Annotated in this window: 13 protein-coding genes and 2 tRNA genes; 6 read left to right on the top strand and 9 right to left on the bottom strand. The window is 61.6% G+C overall.

The features are described from left to right. Position 1 precedes the first annotated feature (1 nt). Entirely contained in the window at positions 2 to 973 is a 972-nt protein-coding gene (locus ABCP74_RS01650; RefSeq protein ID WP_343000561.1) for a glycosyltransferase family 2 protein, read from the bottom strand. A 160-nt stretch (positions 974 to 1133) separates the two neighbouring features. On the opposite strand from ABCP74_RS01650, the gene ABCP74_RS01655 reads away from it, so the two are divergent. The 3 genes from ABCP74_RS01655 (at position 1134) to ABCP74_RS01665 (ending at position 2889) form a co-directional block, all read left to right on the top strand. Beyond that, positions 1134 to 1979, top strand: coding sequence for an ABC transporter permease (locus ABCP74_RS01655; RefSeq protein ID WP_022094778.1), 846 nt, complete (start codon positions 1134 to 1136; stop codon positions 1977 to 1979). Positions 1980 to 1990: 11 nt separating this feature from the next. Continuing rightward, positions 1991 to 2758 (top strand): ABC transporter ATP-binding protein, encoded by a 768-nt coding sequence (locus tag ABCP74_RS01660; RefSeq protein ID WP_271738026.1) that lies wholly within the window; start codon positions 1991 to 1993, stop codon positions 2756 to 2758. Positions 2759 to 2812: 54 nt separating this feature from the next. After that, positions 2813 to 2889, top strand: a tRNA-Arg gene (locus tag ABCP74_RS01665). A 326-nt stretch (positions 2890 to 3215) separates the two neighbouring features. Here the strand turns inward: ABCP74_RS01665 and aroQ are convergent. The 8 genes from aroQ to aroF form a co-directional block, all read right to left on the bottom strand. Next, positions 3216 to 3653: a type II 3-dehydroquinate dehydratase gene (gene aroQ / locus ABCP74_RS01670; RefSeq protein WP_055309849.1), complete on the bottom strand. Its 438-nt coding sequence runs from the start codon at positions 3651 to 3653 to the stop codon at positions 3216 to 3218. A gap of 85 nt (positions 3654 to 3738) precedes the next feature. Beyond that, positions 3739 to 4989, bottom strand: coding sequence for a shikimate kinase (locus tag ABCP74_RS01675; protein WP_343000560.1), 1251 nt, complete (start codon positions 4987 to 4989; stop codon positions 3739 to 3741). Next, positions 4990 to 6135, bottom strand: coding sequence for a prephenate dehydratase (gene pheA, locus ABCP74_RS01680; protein WP_343000559.1), 1146 nt, complete (start codon positions 6133 to 6135; stop codon positions 4990 to 4992). A 135-nt stretch (positions 6136 to 6270) separates the two neighbouring features. Continuing rightward, complete coding sequence (gene aroC / locus ABCP74_RS01685) at positions 6271 to 7368, bottom strand: chorismate synthase (RefSeq protein ID WP_343000558.1); 1098 nt, start codon at positions 7366 to 7368, stop codon at positions 6271 to 6273. 1 nt (position 7369) lies between these two features. Then, positions 7370 to 8689: a 3-phosphoshikimate 1-carboxyvinyltransferase gene (gene aroA, locus ABCP74_RS01690; protein WP_343000557.1), complete on the bottom strand. Its 1320-nt coding sequence runs from the start codon at positions 8687 to 8689 to the stop codon at positions 7370 to 7372. Beyond that, the gene (gene aroB / locus ABCP74_RS01695) at positions 8683 to 9789 is read right to left on the bottom strand and encodes a 3-dehydroquinate synthase (protein WP_343000556.1); all 1107 of its coding nucleotides are present in this window, start codon (positions 9787 to 9789) and stop codon (positions 8683 to 8685) included. The genes aroA and aroB overlap by 7 nt, the downstream gene beginning before the upstream one ends. 36 nt (positions 9790 to 9825) lie before the next feature. Beyond that, complete coding sequence (locus ABCP74_RS01700; protein WP_343000555.1) at positions 9826 to 10740, bottom strand: prephenate dehydrogenase; 915 nt, start codon at positions 10738 to 10740, stop codon at positions 9826 to 9828. A 3-nt stretch (positions 10741 to 10743) separates the two neighbouring features. Then, positions 10744 to 11769 carry a 3-deoxy-7-phosphoheptulonate synthase gene (gene aroF, locus ABCP74_RS01705; RefSeq protein WP_343000554.1) on the bottom strand — a complete coding sequence of 342 codons (1026 nt, stop codon included), beginning with the start codon at positions 11767 to 11769 and terminating at the stop codon, positions 10744 to 10746. 202 nt (positions 11770 to 11971) lie between these two features. Here aroF and ABCP74_RS01710 point away from each other — a divergent pair. From ABCP74_RS01710 to ABCP74_RS01720, 3 genes are all read left to right on the top strand, one after another. Continuing rightward, positions 11972 to 12048 (top strand) — tRNA-Arg (locus tag ABCP74_RS01710). A 75-nt stretch (positions 12049 to 12123) separates the two neighbouring features. After that, complete coding sequence (locus tag ABCP74_RS01715; protein WP_343000553.1) at positions 12124 to 14847, top strand: HAD-IC family P-type ATPase; 2724 nt, start codon at positions 12124 to 12126, stop codon at positions 14845 to 14847. 114 nt (positions 14848 to 14961) lie between these two features. Further along, positions 14962 to 16116: a zinc ribbon domain-containing protein gene (locus ABCP74_RS01720; protein WP_343000552.1), complete on the top strand. Its 1155-nt coding sequence runs from the start codon at positions 14962 to 14964 to the stop codon at positions 16114 to 16116. The last annotated feature ends 26 nt before the right edge of the window (positions 16117 to 16142 follow it).

Below are 16142 nucleotides of genomic sequence, written 5' to 3' on the forward strand. Positions count from 1 at the left end.
TCTACCTCTCGCTTGTCTCGGTGGCGGACTTGCCGGGCTGGTCGTCGTAGGCGTATTTGCTGTACACGTTGACCTCCCACTGCTTTTTTTCGACCTTTGCCACAGAATCCAGGATGAATCCGGTTGCAAGGCTCAGACCACAGAGGAACATAAACGATGCAGCAAGTATGGCAGTGGGGAAACGCGGGACCAGGCCGGTCTGAAAGTACTCAACAAAGATAGGAATGCCCAAAACCAGGCCGATAATCGCGAATAGAAGCGCGACGAGGCTGAAGAACTTCAGCGGGCGGTAGTCCTTGAACAGCGTGCCGATCATCGCAACGACTTTAATGCCGTCGCTCACGGTATTGAGCTTGGACTCGGAGCCTTCCGGACGGTCGCGGTACTCGATGGGCACGTCTTTGATGCGCCAGCGGTGGTCGACGGCGTGGATCGAGAGCTCGGTTTCGATCTGGAAACCCTCGGAAAGCACAGGGAAGGTTTTAACGAACGGGCGGCTCATGGCGCGGTAGCCTGTCATGACGTCATCGAAGCTGTAGCCATAGATCCACTTGATCATGGCGCGGACCAGATTATTGCCAAAGCCGTGGAAGGCACGCTTGTTCTCCTCGGCGTAGGTGCCGTTGGAAAGGCGATCGCCTACGGTCATGTCGGCCGTGCCGTTAAGGATGGGCTCGCAGAGGGCCTTGGCCGCCTCGGCGGGGTAGGTGTCGTCTCCGTCGACCATCAGGTAGCAATCGGCGTCGATATCGCGAAACATCTGGCGGCACACGTTGCCCTTTCCCTGACGGGGCTCAAAGCGGACTGTGGCGCCGTGCTCGGTGGCAATGCGTGAGGTATCGTCCGACGAATTGTTGTCATAGACATAGACCGTCGCCTGCGGAAGCTCGCGGTGAAAGTCATCGATGACTTTGCCGATCGTGAGCGCTTCGTTGTAGCAAGGGATGATGACGGCGATGGATTCAGAATTCACTTAATGCTCCTTATACATTCAATCCTAGAAAGTATAGCCGTTTGGGCCTGGCATCCTAAGATGTGGGTTAGTTCTCCAGTTTTGTTGCGCGAATCGTTTGCATGGCCGTCGGGTCTATACTGTTCGTTTGTCAACGATTACGAGTAAAGGAGTTGCATCCGTGTCGGATCAGACAAAGCAACAAGAAACTCGCAGTCTGCCTGCGACGTTTGCTAAGAACGAATTTGAGAAGGACGCGTTTATCCTTCGTCAGCTGGTTACCAAGGATTTTAAGATCAAGTATCGCCGTAGCGTTCTGGGCGTCGCATGGTCGGTGCTCAACCCGCTGCTGATGATGATCGTCATGGCCATCGTGTTCTCGACGATTTTTGGCCAGGGCCGCAATGGCTCAATGACGCCCGAGATGTACCCGCTGTACTTGATCGTGGGTAACATTACCTTTGCCGTCATGTCTGAGTCTACTAACCAGGCCCTGACGTCGATCGTGGGCGCTGCCCCTCTGCTCAAGAAGGTTAAGGTGCACCGCTGGGTTTTCCCGGTGCAGAAGGTGCTCTTCTCGCTGGTCAACTTTGCCTTCTCGCTGGTCGCCGTCGCCATCGTCATGCTGTGGTTCCGCGTTATGCCTTCTTGGCACCTTATTCTGCTGCCGGTTTGCCTGCTGCTGCTTATGTGCTTCTGCATGGGCCTGGGCATGATGCTCTCTGCTCTTACGGTCTTTTTCCGCGACGTTATGCATCTATGGAGCGTCGTCATTACGGCGTGGACTTACATTACGCCCATCTTCTGGACGACTGACTACATTGCGCAAATGCCGCATCTCGTGCGTATCTTGATGTATGCGAACCCCATGTTCAACTACCTGCAGTTTATGCGCGATATCTTTCTGTTCCAGACTACGCCCTCGCTTATGACGTTTGGTATGTGCGTTGCCTGGGCGGTTCTTGCGCTTATTATTGGCTATACCGTGTTCCATAAGTCCGAGCGCAAATTTATCCTCTACATTTAAGGAGTGCTGTGATGACTGAATCTGTTGTTGATTACAGCGAGCAGCCTCTGGCTGTCGAGGTCGACGACGTCACCATGATCTTTAACATGGCGTCCGAGTCGCTGACCAATCTCAAGGAGTACTTCATCAAGCTCGCCAAGCACGAGCTGTTCTTTGAGGAGTTTAGGGCGCTTAAGCACATCTCGTTCGAGATTCATCGCGGCGAGGTCGTGGGTCTGGTCGGCACCAATGGTTCCGGTAAGTCTACGATGCTCAAGATTATCGCTGGCGTGCTTGAGCCTAGCGAGGGCAGCGTTAAGGTGCACGGTAACATCGCGCCGTTGATTGAGCTTGGTGCCGGCTTTGACCCCGAGCTGACTGCCCGCGAGAACATCTATCTGAACGGCGCCCTGCTCGGCTATACCAAGGAGTTCATCGACGCCAACTTTGACGGCATTATTGAGTTTGCCGAGCTGCAGAACTTTGTCGATATGCCGCTTAAGAACTTCTCCTCGGGCATGGTGGCGCGTATCGCCTTTGCAATTGCAACGATTACCGAGCCCGATATTCTGATCGTTGACGAGACGCTGTCCGTCGGTGACGTGTTCTTCCAGCAGAAGTGTGAGGACCGTATCCAGCACTTTATCCAGAGCGGCGACGTGACGGTTCTGTTCGTTTCGCACTCCATGGAGCAGGTTGAGCGCATCTGCCAGCGTGCCGTTTGGATTGAGAAGGGTGACCTTCGCATGGATGGCCCGGTCGATGAGGTTTGTAAGGCGTATCGCGAGCAGTTCAACTAGGTTATAATTACTTGCGCCTGACAGGCTTGCGCTTGCTTGGGCGTGCGGTTATTTGCTCCATTAGCTCAGTTGGATAGAGCAGGGGACTTCTAATCCCAAGGTCGACGGTTCGAATCCGCCATGGAGCACCATCGTTTATTAAGCCCGGACCCCTTGGTGGTCTGGGCTTTTTTCATATGCCGGTGTTTGTTATTCTTGCCGGGTATACGTTCAGGCCAAAGCCGTGGCGTGAGCTGCTGAGCCAGTCTGGCGATCTTTGCGATCCATGCGGTCGATTGGTTTATTATTTGTCAGACCATGCCTCTGCTTATGACACTGCCGGCATCGTGGCTCTTCGCATCGATTGCGCGCTGTGCCTGCGATATTGGATTGGCGTACGTGATTAAGAAGGCGTAACGACAGCGGGGAGGACCAACTTGGTCCTCCCCGCTGTTATTTATTCAGTAGTGTTGCGGTCTTACTTTTCGAGTCGTTCCCTCAGCAGCTCCAGCGCATGCGCATAGCCCTGCAGGCCCTCGCCAGTGATGGTGGCAAAGCACGCTAGGCGTGCGTAGCTTACCTGGCGGAAGTCCTCGCGGGTCTCGACGGCGCTGATGTGGACCTCGACGGCGGGGATGGCGACGGCTTTGAGGGCGTCGAGGATCGCCACGCTGGTGTGCGTGTAGGCAGCCGGGTTGATGACGATGCCGTCGACCTTGCCGTAGGCCTCCTGGATCTTGTCGACGATGCTGCCCTCGTGGTTGGACTGGAAGACCTCGACCTCGTCAAAACCCTGTGCGGCACCCGCCTCCTGGCAGATCTGGACCAGGCGGTCGTAGTTGTCGCTGCCGTAGATGCCCGGCTCGCGAATGCCGAGCATGTTGAGGTTGGGTCCGTTGATGACGAGTGCTTTCATGGTTGCTTCCTTTGTGGTTGGGCGGGCGGTGAGGCGGAATGAAAAACCACCACAAAGGTGCCTGTCCCCTTTGTGGTGGTTTTTGTTAGAGAGCGGGTGGGAGGGTGTCGAGGACGGCGCGGGCGGTGTTGGCGGCGCAGTCGCGCGAGTCGATGATGTGGTCGGCCCAGGCGCGGTAGCGCGGCATGCGCTGTTCGGCGAGCTTATCGATGCCATCGCGGGCGGTGATGGGGCGTCCCTTATGAGCGAGTTCGTCGAGCTTGCGGTTGAGCATCACGATCTGGCTGTTCTGGTGCAGCAGCGGATAGTTCTCATCGCGCGTGACCACGCCGCCGCCGGTGGAGAGCACCAGGCCACTGCGCTTGGAGATGTCGGCTAGCGCCGCCGTCTCCTGCTCGCGGAAGGCCGCCTCGCCGTGCTCGACGATAAAGTTGGCGCAGGGCATGCCCAGGCGCTCCTCGAGGGCGCGATCGAGGTCGATGTGCTCGCGGTCCGTGAGCTGGGCGATCTGCTCGCCCACGCGGGTCTTGCCCGAACCTGGCATGCCAATCAGGGCGATGTTCTGCTCGCGGTGAGACAGGCGCTCCGTTACGTCCAGGATGCGCTCGCGCGGGGTGACCTGGCCGGTATAGCGCTCGACGGCCTGTGCCGCCTGGGCTACAAGCATGAGTAGGCCGCCGATGCAGGGGATGCCGCGGCGCTCGGCCTCGAGCATCAGACCCGTGCGGGCGGGGTTGTAGACAATGTCGATGACGCCCTCGAGCGCATCGAGGCCTTCGAACGTGCAGGGAGCGTCGGGGCAGTGGGGGAACATGCCGGCAGGCGTGCAGTTGACGAGCAGCGCGGCATCGGATTGCTGCGCGATGTTGTCGTAATTGACCTCGCTTGTGCGACCCACGGGTACGACGATGGCGCCCAAGTCGTCGAGCACCATGCTGGCCGTAGTGCCGGCACCGCCGGTGGCGCCGAGCACGAGGGCCTTCTTACCGGCAACCTCTACGCCCAACTCCTCGACCAGACACTGAAAACCAAAGTAGTCGGTGTTGTCGCCGCGCAGGCGGCCATCGGGCAGGCGTGTGATGGTGTTGACGTTGCCCATGCGCTCGGCCAGGGGACTCAACTCGTCCAGGTATTCCATGACGGCGCGCTTGTAGGGGATGGTTACGTTGGTACCTTCCCACTCGTCGCCCGTCATAAAAGCCTCGAGATCCTCGGGCTCGCGCTCAAATCGCACGTACTCGAGCCCCGCGAGCTCCTTGTAGATGGTCGGGGTGTAGCTGTGGCCCAGCACGCGGCCCAGCACGCCGTAGAGGCGGGTTGCGGCGGTGTTGGTCATCTAGAGTACCTCCGTGTAGCTGCCAAAGTAGGTGAAGCTCTCGCACACGTCGTCGATCGAGTCGAGCAGGTCGTCGAGGGCCTTGCTGCCAAAGGGGCAGTCCAGGTCAAAGTAGAACATAAACTCGAAGTCGCGCCCGGGGATGGGGCGGCTCTCGAGCTTGATGAGGTTGATGTTGAGCGCGTAGAAGCGCTCGAGCACGCGGTAGAGCGCGCCCGGCTCGTTGGCCGTGGTGATCATGAGCGAGGTGCGGTTGGCACCGGGATAGACGCGCGGTTCGCGGCTGATGACGACGAAGCGCGTGTAGTTGTTGTCCGAGTCCTGGATGTTGGGCTTCAGTACCTCGAGGCCATACAGCGCGGCACAGCTGCGCGAGGCGATGGCGGCGACGTCGGTGCGCTCGGAGTTGGCGACCATCTCGGCCGACATGGCGGTATTGGGGTACTTGGTGGCATGCAGGCCGTGGCCCTCGATAAAGCCGGCGCACTGGGCAATGGCTTGGCCATGGCTGTAGACCTCGCGCACGTCGGCGAGCTTGGTGCCGGGTTTGACGAGCAGGTTGTGATCGATCTTGAGGCGCAGCGAGCGCACGATATGAAAGTCGAACTGTGCGAGCAGGTCGTAGACGGCGTTGACTGAACCGGCGGTTGAGTTTTCGATGGGCAGCACGCCAAACTCGCAAAAGCCGTCGCGTACGGCGCGCATGACGCCCTCAAAGGTCTCAAAGAACGCGATATCGGGCACGTTGAAGAGTTTGCACGCGGCGATCTGGCTGTAGGCGCCTTCGACGCCCTGGCAGGCGACGGTGGCCGTCTGAGGGAAGGGCGTGTCAAAGGCTGCGGCCGTGGCATGGGCCTTTTGCGACACCGTGATGCCCCTGAGCTCGTTGATGTAGCGCTGCTGCTCGGCCTTGCTCATGCTCATGAGGAGGCGGAACAGAGTGATGGTCTGGGCCTCATAGCGCTCGGGTGCGCGGCTGGCGAGATTGTTGAGCTTGGAGCGTTCGCGGGCGGGGTCAAAGACGGCCTTGCCCATCTCGATCTTGGATTTGGCGACTTCGGTGGCAATGTCCATACGCTCGACAAAGCTGTTGAGGAGCGTGGTGTCGATGCCATCGATGGCCTGGCGAATATCGGCAAGGTCCATGGAGGCCCCTTTCATGTGTCGGTGATTTTTCTGGGACGGCGATTAAAAAATCATTAGGTACACAATGATTTTTTAATCCCCGTCCCAGAAAAATCACTGGGTGGGCGTGGGGCCGGAGTTGGCCCCCGGAGATTTTTAGCGCTGGCCTGCGTCCTCGAGGAGGGCGTCCCAAATCGCGAGGGCGGCGGCCGCCTCGGCTACGGGGACGGCGCGCGGGACGATGCATGGATCGTGGCGGCCGTGGACCGAGAGCTCGGCGTTTTCCATGGCGTCCATGTCCACGGTCTGCTGCTCGCGACCGATGGAGGGCGTAGGCTTCACGGCCATACGCCACATGACTGGTGCACCGGTGGAGATGCCGCCCAGGATGCCGCCGGCGTTGTTGGATTCGACCGCAATCTCGCCGGTCTCGGCATCAACGCGGTACGGATCGTTATTCTCGCTGCCGCGCATGGCGGCTACGGCAAAGCCCATGCCAAACTCCACGCCCTTCACGGCGGGAATGCCAAACGCAATTTGCGCGATGCGGTTCTCGATGCCGTCGAACATGGGGTCGCCGATACCCGCGGGAAGCCCGTAGATGCCGCACTCCACGATGCCGCCGATGCTGTCGAGCTCGTCGCGCGCGGCCAGAATTTCCTCGCGCATGCGACCGGCAGCGGCGGCGTCGATGCAGGGCAGGTCGTTCGTAAGGATCGCCTTGCGGTCGGCCTCGCGATAGACCATATCGTCCATCGGCAGGTCGGAGATGCCGCCGATCTGCGCAACGTGCGCCATGACCTTGATGCCACGGGCCTCGAGCGCCTGCAGCGCGATGCCGCCGGCGATGCATAGGGGGGCCGTCAGGCGTCCGGAGAAATGCCCACCGCCGGCGACGTCGTGCATGTTGTGGTACTTCACGCGCGCCGGAAAGTCTGCGTGCCCGGGGCGGGGCTTGCGGCGCAGCTCGGAATAGTCCTTGGAGCGCGTGTTGGTGTTCTCGATAATTGCTGCGATGGGTGCGCCAGTGGTGTGTCCATCGACTACACCGGCAATGATATGCGCGGCGTCGGCCTCGCGGCGCTTGGTCGCGGTCTCGTCGCGGCCGGGGGCTCGACGGTCCAAAAAGGCCTGCAGCGTCTCCTGGTCCACAGCGATGCCCGCGGGGACACCGTCGAGCGAGCAGCCGATAGCAGGGGAGTGCGACTGGCCGAAAATGCTCAGATGCAAAACGTTGCCAAAGGTCGAGGACATGCTATTCCTCCTCGAGCGTGACCTTGCCGCCCAGCAGGCGGTAGTGGTCGAAGAAATCGGGATAGGACTTGTTGACGGCCTCGGCGCCGTGGATCACGACCTCGCCGGTGGCACGGCTCGCGGCGATGGCGGCCATCATGGCGATGCGGTGGTCGTTGTGCGAATCGACCTCGCCGCCGGTAAAGGCATCGACACCCTTGATGATGAGGTCGTCGCCGGCAATGCGCACCTGCGCGCCCAGTGCGGTGAGCTCATGGGTGGTGGTGGCCAGGCGGTCGGATTCCTTGATGCGCAGGCGGGCGCAATCGCGGATGAACGTGCGGCCCTGAGCCAGCGATGCCACGGCCGAGATAACAGGCACCAAGTCCGGAATGTCGTGGGCGCTCATCTCAAAGCCGGCGAGCTTGTCGGACTGGACGGTGGCGGCGTTCGTGGAGCGCACGATGCGGGCGCCAAAGCGCGAAAGCGCGGCAAGCACGTTGCGGTCGCCCTGTGCAGAGCTCAGCGACACGCCCTCGACGGTGATGGGGTCGGAGCCGATGGCGCCGGCACACAGCCAAAAGGCCGCATTGGACCAATCGCCTTCGACGGCCACGCTGCCGGGCGTGCGGTACGAGCCGCTGCTCACACGGAAGTTAGTGATCTCGGGCTGGCCGTCCTTGGCGGGGATGCGCTCGACGTTGACCTCGATACCGAAGGCCTTCATGGCCTGGATGGTCAGGTTGATATAGGGGCGGCTCTCGATAAGACCGGTCACCTGCACGCAGGAGGGCTGGGCCAGCAGCGGGGCCGCCAGCAGCAAGCCGGAAATGTACTGCGAGCTCACGTTGCCCGGCAGGATAAAGGTGCCCGGGCGCATGCGGCCGCTTGTCTTGAGCGGAAAGCCGCCCAGACCCTGCAGGTCGCAGCCAGCGGCAATGATCTCGTCGGAGAGCGGGGAGAGGGGGCGTGCGCCCAGACGGCCCTGGCCCACAAAGGTTGCCTCTGCCCCCAGCGCGCAGGCGACGGGCAGCATAAAGCGGAGCGTGGAGCCGCTCTCGCCGCAGTCGAGCGTGCCGCCGGCAAGTGCCTTGAGCAGGCCAAACTCAATACTCTTCATAGTGGGATGGACCTGGAAGCCATCCTCGACGGTCTCGATGCGGGCGCCCAGCGCCGTGAGGCAGCGCACCGTGGCCTCGATATCGGCACAGGTCGTGTTGCAGGTCACGTGCGTCTCGCCGTTGGCAAGTGCGGCGCAGATGATGAGGCGGTGCGCCATCGACTTGGACGCGATGGCGGGAACGGTGCCCTTGAGCGGGGAGGGGGTGATGCGGGCTAGCATGCTGATGCGTCTCCCTTCTGGCCGAGGCCCTCGGCAATTAATTCATGGAAGGTTGAAAGCGGCGTGCGGTCGATGCTGCAGCGGCCAATGCCGTGCGGAATCACCAGATCGATGGTGTCGCCGGCGCGTTTTTTGTCGTGCAGTGCCTCGGCAAAGATGGCGTCGGCCGAAAGCTCACAGCGAGTCTTGAGGCCATGACGGGCGCAGAGCTCTTCGATGCGGCCGGGAAGTTCGGCGTTACAAATGCCGTGCAGGGCCGCGGCGCGCGTGATGATGCCCATGCCGATCGACACGCAGTTGCCGTGTCCCAGCTCAAAGTGCTCGCAGGCCTCGACGGCGTGTCCGGCGCTGTGTCCAAAGTTGAGCAGCTTTCGCTGGTTGGTCTCGCGCTCGTCAGCTACGACCACGGCGCGCTTGATGTCGATATTGCGGGCGATGATGAGCGCCACGCGGGCCACGTCGCGGTTCAGCAGCTCAAGCGTGAGCGGGGTCTTCTCCAGCTCGGCGAAGAGCTCGGGGTCGGCGATCACGGCGTGCTTGACGACCTCGCCGCAGCCGTCGGCGAACTGCTCGGGCGTGAGGGTGGCAAGGCATCCTACGTCGGCGATAACCACGTTCGGCTGCCAAAAGGCGCCGGCCAGGTTCTTGCCGGCTGCCAGGTCGATGGCCGTCTTGCCGCCGACCGACGAATCCACCATGGCGAGCAGGCTTGTGGGAATCTGCACAAACTTGCAGCCGCGCATGTAAGTGGCGGCCACAAAGCCGGCCACGTCGCCCACGACGCCGCCGCCGAGCGCTACGATCACGTCGGAGCGCGAAAGCTCGTGCTCGGCCACAAACTCAAGAATGGCAACGTAGGTCTCGGCGCGCTTGTGTACCTCGCCGGCCTCGAAGGTGCAAATGCTTACCTCATAGCCTGACGCCTCCAGGCTCTGCTTAACGGGCATCTGGTAGAGCGGGCCCACGTTGGTGTCCGTCACGATGACGGCGCGGGTGCCTCCGGCGGTGGCGCGAACGAGTGGCCCTGCCTGCTCCAGCAAAAACGTGCCCACGTGTACCTGGTAGGGGCGTGCGGTGTCGATATCGATGGTAATCGCCATAAGCTATGGTCCTTTCGACCTGGCGTGATGGGTGGTCTAGTGGGCGCTCTCGTCGTCGAGTGCGCGCTTGATGCGATCACCCTCGGCTAGGAGATTCTCAAGATAACGCTGATCGCGGTTCTTGAGCGCATGGCTGTAGGCGCCGAGCGAATCGATCAGATGGTCGATCTCGAAGGCGAGAGCGTCGGCGTCGTCAATCATGAGCTCGGACCACATCTGCGGGTTGAGGTGTGCCACGCGCGTGAGGTCGCGGTAGCTGCCGGCCGAAAAGCCGTGGTGGACCTGGGCGGTGGGGCTCTTTACGTAGGCGTTGGACACCACGTGCGCGAGCTGGCTCGTAAAGGCGATCACGCGGTCGTGCTCGGCAGCGGTGGTCACGCTGAACTTGCCAAACCCCAAGGGGCGCACCATCTCGCGCACCTGGCCCAAGAGCTCCAGTTTGAGGGCATCGTCTACCGCGGGCGGAACGAGCACGAGTGGTGCGCCCTGGAACAGGTCGGCGCGGGAGTGCGCGTAGCCCGAGAACTGCGTGCCCGCCATGGGGTGTGCGCCCACAAAGTAAAAGCCGTGCTCTCGTGCGAGCTCAAAGGCACGCTCGCACACAATGCCCTTGACGCCCACGGTGTCGATTACCACGGGGCCCATGATGGCTTCGGTGTCGGTGGCGTCGGCGAGCGCCTGGGCGTGGGCCTCGAGCCACTCGATGCATGCCTCGGGATAGCAGGCAAGGACGATGATGTCGCACTCACCGAGCGTCTCGTCGTTGAGCTCGCCGGCGACGGTGCCCATGCTGGCGGCCGTCATCACGTCATCGTCGGGGTCCCAGGCAAGCACGCGAACGCCCGCCTGCGCATAGCCGCGGGCAAAGCTGCCGCCGATGAGGCCCAGGCCCACGATGCCGGCGCACTTGGGTCCACCCTGGTTGACGCGTGCGTTTCTCACCGTACCCATGGGTTACTCCTGAACGGTCTCTTGGCAGATGACCTCGCGGATGGCGCGGATGCGGCGCATGGTGTCGTCGAACTGGTCGGGCGTGAGGGCCTGAGCGCCGTCGGACCAAGCGTGGCTCGGGTCGTCGTGGACCTCGATCTCCAGACCGTTGGCGCCGCAGGCAGTCGCGGCGAGCGCCATGGGCTCGACATAGCGGGTGTAACCGGTGGCGTGGCTGGGGTCGGCGACGACGGGCAGGTGCGACAGGTGGTGCAGCACCGGCACGGCGTTGAGGTCGAAGGTGTTGCGAGTGCGGGTCTCGAAGGTGCGGATGCCGCGCTCGCACAGGATGACGTTGTCGTTGCCCTCGCTCATGATGTACTCGGCTGCCATAAGCAGCTCGTCGACGGTGCCGGACATGCCGCGCTTGAGCAGGATCGGGGTCTGCGTCTTGCCGACCTCCTTGAGCAGGGGGAAGTTCTGGGCGTTGCGAGCGCCAATCTGCATGACGTCGATCTTCTTGTCGAGGAAGATCTGCACGTCGCGCGGGTCCATGATCTCGGTGACGATCGGCATGTCGAGCTCGGCGGATGCCTCGCACAGCAGGTCCAGGCCGGCGGGGCCCATGCCCTGGTAGGCGTACGGGGAGGTGCGGGGCTTGTAGGCGCCGCCGCGCAGCATCGTGGCGCCGGCGGCCTTTACGCGGCGTGCGATGCGAATGAGGTTCTCGCCCTCGACGGAGCAGGGGCCGGCGATGACCTGGAACTGGTCGCCGCCGATTTTGACGCCGTGCCCGCAGTCGATGACGGAGTCCTCGGGGTGGAACTTGCGGTTGGCACGCTTAAAGGGCTCGGAGACGCGCTGCACGCGCTCGACGACATCCATGGACTCGAGCAGGAACGGGTCGATCTTGGTCGTATCGCCCACCAGGCCGATGATGGTCTCGTTCTCGCCGCGCGAGACGTCGGTCTTGAGACCCTTCTTCTCAATCCAGCTGACGATATGGCCGACGGCCTCGTCGCTGGCGCTCTGCTTTAAAATCGCAATCATGGTGTGCCTCTCACCTCGATGGATAGCTCTTGCAAAAACGGCCCGCATCGCGAGCCGTTATATATGTGCATGAGAGTTTATACTAATTGTTTCACTTTTGCGTTCTAAAGTGAGCCTCTGCGCCGTGTCTCCCACGTAATTGCAAAGCTTTTTCTATTCTTTTGTTAGCCCGTGGCACACTTGGGTATAATGCCAACCGTTCGCCCTATTAGCTCAGGGGATTAGAGCGTCTGCCTCCGGAGCAGAAGGCCGTTGGTTCGAATCCAACATGGGGCACCATCGAACGTAAGACCGTCCGAACCTCGCATGGTCCGGGCGGTTTTCTTATACCGACGCGACGTGATGGGACGTGGTATGGCAGCAACGGATATCGAGCGCGGGCTTTCGACCGCCGAGGTCGAGGAGCGCATCGCCGCCGGTAAGATCAACCGCAACATGGAGCTTAAGACCAAATCGGTCAAAGAGCTCATCATCGAGAACCTCTGCACGCTGTTTAACTTGATCAACGCTGTCTTGGCGATTTTGGTGTTGCTGACCGGATCGTTCAAGAACCTCACGTTCCTGTTCGTGGTGTTTTTGAATACCGCCATCGGCGTCATTCAGTCCATGCGTTCCAAGAAGATGGTCGATAAGCTTACGCTGCTGACCTCTAAGAAGGCCATCGCGGTGCGCGACGGTGCCGAGGTGGAGCTCGATCTGGACCAGATCGTGCTCGACGACATCATCCGCTTGGGGCGCGGTGACCAGATTCCGGCCGACGCCGTGGTGGTTTCGGGTGAGGCACTCGTGAACGAGAGCCTGCTGACGGGCGAGAGCGATCTCATCAAAAAGCAGCCCGGCTCCGAGCTCATGAGCGGCAGCTTTATCGACTCGGGCCTGCTGCGCGCCCGCGTGATCCATGTTGGCGCCGACAACTACGTGGCCAAGATCAACAACGAGGCCAAGTACGTCAAAAAGGTCAATTCCGAGATCATGAATGCGCTCAACGCCATCGTGCGCTTTGCGAGCCTCATTATGATTCCGCTCGGCCTGGCGCTCTTTGCCTCGAGCGTGAGCGAGCTGTGGGATGCCGCCGGTACGCCGGGCGATAGCGCGCTTTCGTGGTGTTTTTCCGAGCTGCTTGCCGGTCGCGTGCCTTCGTCGGCGCTGCTGTCTACGGTGGGCGCTCTTTTGGGCATGATTCCGCAGGGCCTGGTGCTGCTGACTTCGTCGGTGCTTGCCATCGCCACGGTGCGTCTGGCGCGCCGCAAGGTACTCGCGCAGCAGCTCTACTGTATCGAGACGCTCGCGCGCGTCGACGTGCTGTGCCTGGACAAGACGGGCACCATTACCTCGGGCCGTATGGAGGTCGAGGGTACCTACCCGCTGCCTGTTGAGGGCGTTGGCTTTGGCGCGGACTCGGACGAGGCAGCTGTCCCCGTCGAGACCACGGTCCTCGATTTTGCGCTCGCCAACGTGGCGCGTGCCACATCGGCAGACGCCAACGAGACCTGTCAGGCGCTGCTCAACTATTACGCTGACCGCCCGGTCGAGGTTTCCGAGCCGCTGGCGGTCATTCCGTTCTCTTCGTCCAAAAAGTGGAGCGGCGCCTCGTTTGCGCAGGGCTCCTATGTGATGGGCGCAGCGCAATTTGTGCTTTCGGAGCGCGTCTTTGCGCAGGTCGAGAATCGTGTGGCCGAGCTTGCCGACACCTGCCGCGTGCTTGTTGTGGCCCGTGTGGACGGCTTTACGCCCGACGGCGATATGGCGGGCGAGGCCGAGCCCGTGGGCTTTGTGACCATTCGCGACGAGATCCGTACCTCGGCTGCCGAGACCATCGGCTACTTTAACGAGCAGGGTGTGACCCTCAACGTGATCAGCGGCGACGACCCGCGCACGGTGTCATCGATTGCGCGCGTGGTGGGCGTTCCGGGGGCCGATGCCTACGTCGACGCCACGACGCTCGATACGCCGTCCAAGATTGATGCGGCGGTGGACCGCTATCACGTCTTTGGTCGCGTGACGCCGCAGCAAAAGCGCGAACTCGTGCAGGCGCTCAAGCGTCGCGACCATACCGTTGCCATGACGGGCGACGGCGTCAACGACGTGTTGGCGCTCAAGGAGGCAGACTGTTCCGTGGCCATGGCCGCCGGTTCCGACGCCGCGCGCAACGTGGCCGAAATTGTGCTGGCCGACAACGATTTTGCCTCGATGCCCGCTGTTGTGGCCGAGGGCCGTCGCTCCATCAACAACTTGCAGCGCTCTGCGGCGCTGTTTCTGACCAAGACGCTGTTCTCGATGGGCTTGGCGGCGCTGTGCATCGCGTTTCCGCCGTATCCCTTCGAGCCCATTCAGATGACGCTCATCAACTTCTTCTGCATTGGCGCGCCGGGCTTTGTGCTGGGCCTGGAGCCCAACAACGCCCGCGTGAAGGGGTCGTTCTTGACCAACGTGCTTAAGCGTGCGCTGCCGGCGTCGATTGCGGTCATTTTGGCTGCGGCGCTCGATATCTTTGTGGCACGCGTATTTGGCTTTAGCCAGCTTACGCTTTCGACCATGTGCCTGCTCACGTCGTGCGCGGCGAGTGTCAGCCTGATCTGGCGCATCTCGCAGCCGCTCACGCCCTTGCGCGTGGTGCTTTTCGTGTTTGTCGTCGCCGGTATTTTGACGGGCGTTATCGGGTTCCCGGGGCTGCTGTCCATCGCCAACCTGTCGATGGGTCAGATGGTCATCTTGGCGGTTATCGTCGTCATTACCTGCGCGGTGTTCTTTAAGCTTGCCACGATGATGGACTCGCTTAAGCCCCGTCGCCGTCATGCGGCTACCGGCTTTGGCCGTGGCGTGCGCGTGCGTCTGGGGCGCGGCGGCGGCAAGGTGAGCTCAACGGGGTCGACCGCCGAGCGTTTTGCCAAGCGCGTTGCCGCCGATATGGCGCAGCGCCGTGAGGCGCGGACTGTCCGCGAGGCCGAGGCCCGCGCACTCGAGGGCGTGGCCCAGACCCAGCCCAAGAAAAAGAAGAGCGCCGTTGCCAAGCGCTCCCGCGTGACCAAATCGGCCCAGGGCATCAAAGTCTCGATGCCGAGCAAGAAGAAAAAGTAGTTCGCGCCCTTCAGGGATGTCCTGCGATGTTGAATTGGTGCCTTGCGCCTGTGGGGCCGTGTCGATGTTATGCTCTAACCTCAATTGTTTGAATTGCTTCGGAAAGAGGATGCCGTGATCTGCCCGCATTGCCTAAAGACCATCGAGGACGGCGCCTCGTTCTGCCCCTATTGCAACGCATACGTTGGTCCGGGCGATGGCCCCGAGCATACCGAGTTCGTGTTCTGCGACGGCTGCGGCGCCCGTCTGTCCCCGCATGACCGTACCTGTCCCAAGTGTGGACGCCCCGCGCCGGGCATCCTTTCCGAGGACGCGGCCGCATCCGATCTGGCCGCAGGCCGCACGGCTGGCTTTCCGCGTCTGACGCAGGAGCAGATCGATACCGAGGTGCCCCACGCGCCGGCATCTGCCGCGGCGGTGCTCTCCGACGCAGCCGACCCCAACGAGACCTGCGTGCTGCCTGCCTTCGATAAGGACTTTGGCATCCCCAAGGTCGATATTCCCACGCCGGTGTCCCTGCGCGATGATGCCCAGCCCAAAAAGCAAAAGCCCAAGCGCAAGGTCCACCCCGACGAGGATGCCTATCACAAGCACAAGCGCCATATCCCCAAACCGCTCATCGTCATCGCGGTGCTCGCCGCCGTGTGCGGTGGTGCCTATTGGTTTGTGACTGCCGATCCCATGGGCGTCATGCCCGGCTTCTACGACCAGTTTGGCCAGGCCGCCAAGACCACCTTCCCGTCGCGCCAAAAGGGCGAGGCCACCGAGAAAGAGTCCAAGCAAGAGGATGCGTCCGAGGTCGTTCAGGAGGAGACCGTCTTAACCGACGAGCAGCTCTACACCAGGCTCGACGGCCTGTACCAGACCATCGTGTCGTACAGCGACGATGACCAGATCGGCGAGGTCATCGATTCGTTTAATAACGGCTATCTGCGTACGCCGCTCTCCACCCGCCAGGAGCTGTCGCAGGGCGCCTATGCCCTGCGCGATCAGATTAAAAAGACCCAGGATGAGCTCAACAACCTCAAGGTTCAGGACGACACGGTCTATGCGGAGGACATCGATCATCTAAAGCAGCTTGCCCAGTGGATGTACGAGCGTGTCGACGTGATCTGCCAGAGTTGGGATATCTCGCTGTCCATTCCCGACGGTCAGTCGCTGAGCGCCCGTCAGAGCGAGATCCTGGCGCCCATCGCACAAGGCGGCAACAGCGCGCTTAACCAGTACGACGCCAACGTGAGCGCCTGGAGGCCGCAGCAGCGTTCGTAATTTGTTGCCCTCCGGCGGCATAACCT

It is taken from the genome of Collinsella aerofaciens (assembly GCF_039062315.1).
GTDB lineage: Bacteria > Actinomycetota > Coriobacteriia > Coriobacteriales > Coriobacteriaceae > Collinsella > Collinsella aerofaciens_BG.